This window comes from Pyxidicoccus fallax, assembly GCF_012933655.1.
Lineage (GTDB): Bacteria > Myxococcota > Myxococcia > Myxococcales > Myxococcaceae > Myxococcus > Myxococcus fallax.
This window is the reverse complement of sequence record NZ_JABBJJ010000531.1, coordinates 1-5714: the sequence shown is the minus strand read 5'-3', so window position 1 is coordinate 5714 and position 5714 is coordinate 1. Positions and strand designations below refer to the sequence as shown.

Sequence of the window (5714 nt, the reverse complement as noted above, 5' to 3'; positions counted from 1 at the left end):
ACCCCATCCCCCAACCGGGCCAGCCGCCTCCCAGGTTCCTCATCAACGGCAAGGAGTTCGACCCCCACGCCCCGCCGCGCAAGCTCAAGCTGGAAGCCGTGGAGGAGTGGCACGTCTCCTCACGGGACCTGGACCATCCCTTCCACATCCACGTCAACCCGTTCATGTTCAAACGCGCGGACGGGAGAGTCGTCTGGAAGGACACCCTCAACCTGGCCCCCCTCCAGAGCATGACGCTGCGCACCCGCTACCAGCGCTACGTCGGGGTGTTCATGGTCCACTGCCACATCCTGGTGCACGCGGACCTCGGCATGGCGGAGACGATGGAAATCGTGGCGCCGAGACTGGCGCACGACCACGTCGATGACCCTCCCGAGCCGCACCACTGAGGCGGGGCGCCGAGGCGGTCTGGAGGCGCGGCTCAGGAGTCCGACCAGACGGCCAGCACGTTGCCGCTGGGGTCCGCGAAGTGGAAGCGCCGGCCGCCGGGGAACGAGAAGAGGGGCCGGACGATGCGCCCGCCCGCCGCCTCCACCTTGGCCTGGGCCGCCTCGAGGTCCGCCGCGAAGAGGATGACGAGCGGACCTCCCCCGGTGGCCGGCTTCGTCTCGGTGGTGAACCCACCCGACAGCCGGCCATCCTCGAAGCTCGTGTACCTGGGGCCGTAGTCCGTGAAGCTCCAGCCGAAGGCGGCGCCGTAGAAATGCTTGCTGGCGGCCAGGTCCGTGGTGGGCAGCTCGATGTAATCGATGCGCAGAACAGGGGCAGGACTCATGGAGGTCTCTAGATAGTGCTCCGAGGCCTTCGTGTCTTGAACGAAACGGACACGCCAGCCCATCCACCTGGACCCGGCGAGGAGCCTCCCTCGCGCGAAAGAGGGGGACGTGACTTCCGGCACATGCGCATGTGCACGGGCTCCGCCATCTTGCCTCGCATCCACGCAACACCCGCGAGGCGATGCGCCATGAACCTGAAGCTCCTTCTTCCCGCACTCCTCCTCGGCGCCAGCGCCGAGGCCGCCACCCTCATCCTGAGTCTCGAAGGCCTGCGCGAGGCGAAGGGCCACGTCCACATCGCCGTCGCGGCGGATGCCGCGGCGTTCGACGGCAAGGGCAAGCCCGCGGCCGTGCGGACCGTGGAGGTGACGGGGCCCAGGCTCACCGTCACCTTCCCGGACCTCGCCCCCGGCACCTACGCGGTGAGCCTGTTCCACGACGCCAATGGCAACGGCAAGCTGGACACCAACTTCATCGGCATCCCCAAGGAGGGCTACGGCTTCAGCAACAACGTGGGCGCGCGCGGCAAGCCGAAGTTCGACGAGGCGAAGTTCACGCTCGTCCCCGACGGCACCACCCTCGACATCCTCGTGTTCTGAGGGAGGCCACCATGGACCGCCGCTCCCTTTTGCAAGGCATGGCCGCCGCGCTGCTCGCCGGCTGCGTGGGCCCGAGGCCCTCCAGCTCCACCTCCGCCGCCACTCCGGACTGGGGGCTGGGCTGGCGCTCCTCGACGGTGGACACGCTGGAGCCCGTGGCCGCGCGCGTGCGCGGGCGCTTCCCCGAATTGCTGCAAGGCACGCTGTACCGCAACGGCCCCGCGCGCCTGGAACACGACGGCAAGCGGGTGTCGCACTGGTTCATGGGCGACGGCATGGTGCAGGCGTTCCGCATCGGCCCGGGGGGCGTGACGCACCACGGCCGCTTCGTGCAGACGCCCCTCTACCGAGGCGAGCGCGTGCGCGGCAACGAGGCGTTCAACCCCGCCAACACCTCCGTGCTCGCCGCGGGCGGAGACCTGCTGGCCCTCTGCGAGGCGGGGTCCGCGTACCGGCTGGACCCGCGGACGCTGGAGACGCGTGGGCCCAAGGAGTGGGCTCCGGAGCTCGCGTCGCTGCCGTTCTCCGCGCACCCGCTGCCGGAGCGCGATGGGAGCTACTGGAACTTCGGGCTCGCACCGTATGCCAGCGAGCAGGGGCTGCTGCTGCTCTACCACTTCGACGCGGACGGGCGCCTGCTGCGGTGGTCGCACCTGCCCACGCCCTTTCCCGGCTACGCGCACGCGTTCACGCAGACCGAGCGCCACCTGGTGCTGCTGCTCGCGCCGCTCGTGTGGGATGGCGAGCGGGGTGTCACGTGGTTCGACGCCGAGGCGTGGCAGCCCTCGCGCGGCACGGCGGCGCTGCTGGTGGACAAGACGGACCTCACGCGCGTCTCGGTGCGCGAGCTTCCCGCCGGCTTCGTGTTCCACCTGGGCCACGCCTGGGAGGACGGCGACCGTGTGCGCGCGTACGGGTGCTGGTACGAGGACGCGCAGTTCATGCACGCGGACGTCGCCACCACGGCGCGCGGACGCGCGGCGGGCGTGAAGCACGCGCGGCTGGCGGAGATGGAGATACCGCTGGGGGAGGGCAGGGGACGCGTGACGCCCACCTCGCACGGCGCGGAGTTCCCCGTGGTGGACGCGCGCTTCCTGGGACGGCGTGCGCGCGTGCACTTCGTGACGCTGGAGGACACGGACGCGTCGCGGCCTCACGGCGGAGCCATCGGGCGCGTGGACGTGGAGTCCGGCCGGGTGCAGCGCTTCGACTACGGGCCGGGCGTCATTCCGGAGGAGCACCTGTTCGTGCCCTCGGGCTCGCGCGAGGGGCAGGGCTGGCTGGTGGGGACGTCGCTCGACTGTGTCCGGGCCGAGACGCGCGTGGCCGCCTTCGACGCGGAGCACCTGGAGGATGGCCCCGTGGCCATGGCGGTGCTGCCGCGCGCGCTGCCGCTGGGCTTCCACGGTACGTTCGTGAAGGCCTAGGGACTGGCCCTGAGCTCCTCTGAGGAAAGCAAGACGGCGACCCGCTACCTCGCCGTCCTGCACGTCGCCTCGATGCTTCTATCGTCTCACCAGACGCGCTCCATCTTCCACAGCATATGGGGTGAAGACATGCAATCCCACTGAGAGATGCTGCCACCATTGCTCAAAGACCCACCATTCACCTGAGCACACTGTCCGGTGGCCCTGGAGCGCATGTAGAAATACCCCGGATCTCCAGAGTCAATCAGCTCCCACTGGGTGTTATAGGCATCAGCAAGACATGTCCACTGCGTTATTCCTGCTCCATTCCCGTACACCCCACCATGGACGTGCGCACACTTTCCGCTGCGTCTTGAGGTGATATAATAATATTGACTGCCTGCAGCCACAGGGGCAATCGCCCACTGCGTGTTATGGGCGTCATAGAGACAATCCCACTGCGTTATGCTGTCGCCATTGGTAAAGCCCCCGCCGTGAACGTGAAGACACTTGTTGCTGTGTTTTGCTCTGACATAGTAGAACTCATTTTGCACTCCTGGTGAGTACAGCGCCGTCAGCGCGGTGATGTCGCTGGCGGCGAACTCGCCCGTCTCGACCGAGCGGAAGCAGGAGTTCATGAGCGAGCCGCCGACGACGGCCGTGGTCGGCGTGCCCGGGATGTGGATGGCGCCGACGCCCGCGTCACCCTCGTTGCCGCCGCTGCCGCAGCTGATGCTGCGGTTGTAGTAGTCCGAGTGGCGGAAGCCGATGGTGTGACCAAGCTCGTGCGTGATGACGTGCTCGATGACGTCGACGCTGTAGGAGGAGAGCCCGCCGCCGATGTTGATGGTGTGGTACGGCAGCCCGCTCGAGGGGAATCCGGCGGAGCCTCCGACCACGCCCGGCTGGATGACCGCATTGATGGTGTAGCTGCAGTCGGTGCTCGGCGTGCGCGCCATGGCGAAGGTGAGCGGCAGCTCGTCGTAGTTCTGGATGGCCAGGTCGAGCGCCGTGCTGAACGCGCCGGTGAAACTCGAACCGTCAACGCAGATCTTCGTCAGCGACGCGCTGATGAGGTTGTTGGTGCGGTACTGCTCCTCGGTGGCCTTGCCGGGCTCGATCATCTCGCGCGAGGCGGCCAGGGTCACCTCGGCGTCCCGCCCGACGTAGACCTTTCCGTCGACGACCATGATGTCGTCGGCCGGGAAGCCGGCCTTGACCAGGTTGCCGACGATCTCCTGCGTTTCGTCATCGAGCGGCTCGGCGCACCCGGACATCAGGGCAATGCATCCTGCCGCCAATACAAGACTTCTTGCAAACATGGGTTCTCTTTCGGTGGGCCTTGCATCTTCCGACGCAGTCGGCGCGCGATGCGCCTTCCGGCGACAGGTGCCAATGTCGCCGAATGGCAGGGTCTTACCAGAAAAACTGGTGAAACCACATAGGGCAGTAAGCCGCTAATGCCTGGAGCAGGCGAGGGGCTGTCCCTGTCGCCACCCGCTACGACAAGATGGCGACCAGCGACCTCGCCGTCCTGTATGTTGCATCCATGCTTCTCTGGCTGCGTTAATCAGGGACAGCCTCTAGCGTGGGCCCGGGTGCCAGGGATTGTAGCGCCACGGGCTCAAGCGGTGGCTCAGGAGACGGTGGGTGGTCTGCTTCAGGGAAGCATCCGCCTCGCCGCTCAACTCGTTCCAATCCCTCACGCCGGTCCGGACCTTCTCCGCGGTCTTCGAGATTTCAGCTCAGGACTCCTCGTCCGTGAGGTAGCCGGCCATGAACCCGAGGCGGGCCACCTGCACCACGCGGGCGGCATCCCAGGCCACCAGTCCCAGCCTGGGCAGCTGCTGGTGGATCTTCCGCGCGAGCTGGAGCTGTCCATTCAGGCCGGAGGGGTCCGGACGCAGCGTCTCGTTCGGAGCAAGGCCCGCGAGCTTGTTCGCGATTTCCAGCGCGGCCCTGGCGGTGACCTGCTCCGCCTGGGCGCCATGCGCCAGGAGCTGCTTGTAATACCCTTGATGTCCCTGCTCCCGCAGCCACCGGAGCACCTTCAGCGCGGACTCCTTGTCTGTTACTCCCCAGGCGTCCGCGAGGGCCGTGCGCGCGGAGCTCTCGAACTGCTCGCCGTACATCTCCATGTCGAGGTCGCCGAAGTAGCCGGCCAGCTCATTGCGGAGCTCTTCCCGAGCCTCCGCGTCCCAGGAGGCGAAGTCGGGGTTCTCCTCGAACTGGCTTCCGGAGATCTCCTCGGCCTCCTGGAGCCGGTCGTTCTCCTCGTAGTAGACGGCGCCCATCAGGACGCCCAGCTTCTCGATTTCGCTCTCGGGGCCCTTGCGACGCCGGTCGAACATGCCCTTCAGGTTCGCGAACAACTGCTTGAACACGCTCTCACCCCCTCAATGAATCCAACCCGCCGGGATGACGCCGGTGCCGTTCGAATCTGGCAGGGGCATTTATCTTTTGAATTTCGGGAGTGCGCGCCAGGGATGAATCCTGGATATGTCTCGCCCTGTCCGGGCGCGCGGCTCGGCGACGGATCCGGGGCGCGAGTCGTTGTTGCATCGGAGGTGCCCTCCCTCGTCGTGAGCGTGGAGCCAGGTGCCCTTCGCGGCCATCGTTGCGATGAGGACTTCATTCCGCGCCCCCGAGTGACTCCAACCGCGGCTTCTCTCATGGGCCGCGATCTCGCTCCCTTCCGCCCCATGCATCGAGGGCGCACGGGCTGGGGACACTCGATGCCCTCCCGTCACTCCCGAGCCCGCGCGCTCGTGGCTGCCCCTACCCTCGGCCCTCGGTGGCGGGAACGAAGTGCATGAAGCCGGAGGACCTGCCACGTCGTCCCCGGGCGCGGGCCCCATCCTCCCTGGCATGTCAGTCCCCTCCGGTAGAAGGGTCGTCGTGGAGGAATGATTCCTCCAGCGAGGGCGGTGGCC

At 67.2% G+C, this 5714-nt stretch carries 6 protein-coding genes; 3 read left to right on the top strand and 3 right to left on the bottom strand.

Annotated elements, in window-relative coordinates; genetic code table 11:
• Positions 1-389, top strand: a 389-nt coding sequence (locus HG543_RS50860; RefSeq protein ID WP_169352216.1) for a multicopper oxidase domain-containing protein, incomplete at its 5' end; no start/stop codon positions are given.
• 32 nt (positions 390-421) lie between these two features.
• Here HG543_RS50860 and HG543_RS50855 read toward each other — a convergent pair.
• A complete protein-coding gene (locus HG543_RS50855; protein WP_169352215.1) occupies positions 422-775 on the bottom strand; it encodes a VOC family protein in 354 nt (117 codons plus the stop codon).
• A 189-nt stretch (positions 776-964) separates the two neighbouring features.
• On the opposite strand from HG543_RS50855, the gene HG543_RS50850 reads away from it, so the two are divergent.
• Both HG543_RS50850 and HG543_RS50845 read left to right on the top strand, forming a co-directional pair.
• Positions 965-1375, top strand: a complete 411-nt coding sequence (locus HG543_RS50850; RefSeq protein ID WP_169352214.1) for a DUF2141 domain-containing protein — start codon at positions 965-967, stop codon at positions 1373-1375.
• Between the two features lie 11 nt (positions 1376-1386).
• Positions 1387-2802 carry a carotenoid oxygenase family protein gene (locus HG543_RS50845; protein WP_169352213.1) on the top strand — a complete coding sequence of 472 codons (1416 nt, stop codon included), beginning with the start codon at positions 1387-1389 and terminating at the stop codon, positions 2800-2802.
• Positions 2803-2888: 86 nt separating this feature from the next.
• Here the strand turns inward: HG543_RS50845 and HG543_RS56705 are convergent, their stop codons facing one another.
• Both HG543_RS56705 and HG543_RS56930 read right to left on the bottom strand, forming a co-directional pair.
• Positions 2889-4103 (bottom strand): M57 family metalloprotease, encoded by a 1215-nt coding sequence (locus tag HG543_RS56705; protein WP_169352212.1) that lies wholly within the window; start codon positions 4101-4103, stop codon positions 2889-2891.
• Between the two features lie 423 nt (positions 4104-4526).
• Complete coding sequence (locus HG543_RS56930; protein ID WP_169352211.1) at positions 4527-5165, bottom strand: DUF1266 domain-containing protein; 639 nt, start codon at positions 5163-5165, stop codon at positions 4527-4529.
• Positions 5166-5714 lie beyond the last annotated feature (549 nt).

Coding starts and splice junctions, on each gene's coding strand:
- HG543_RS56705 (WP_169352212.1), bottom strand. CDS start 4,103: ATGTTTGCAAGAAGTCTTGTATTGGCGGCAGGATGCATTGCCCTGATG.
- HG543_RS50855 (WP_169352215.1), bottom strand. CDS start 775: ATGAGTCCTGCCCCTGTTCTGCGCATCGATTACATCGAGCTGCCCACC.
- HG543_RS50845 (WP_169352213.1), top strand. CDS start 1,387: ATGGACCGCCGCTCCCTTTTGCAAGGCATGGCCGCCGCGCTGCTCGCC.
- HG543_RS50850 (WP_169352214.1), top strand. CDS start 965: ATGAACCTGAAGCTCCTTCTTCCCGCACTCCTCCTCGGCGCCAGCGCC.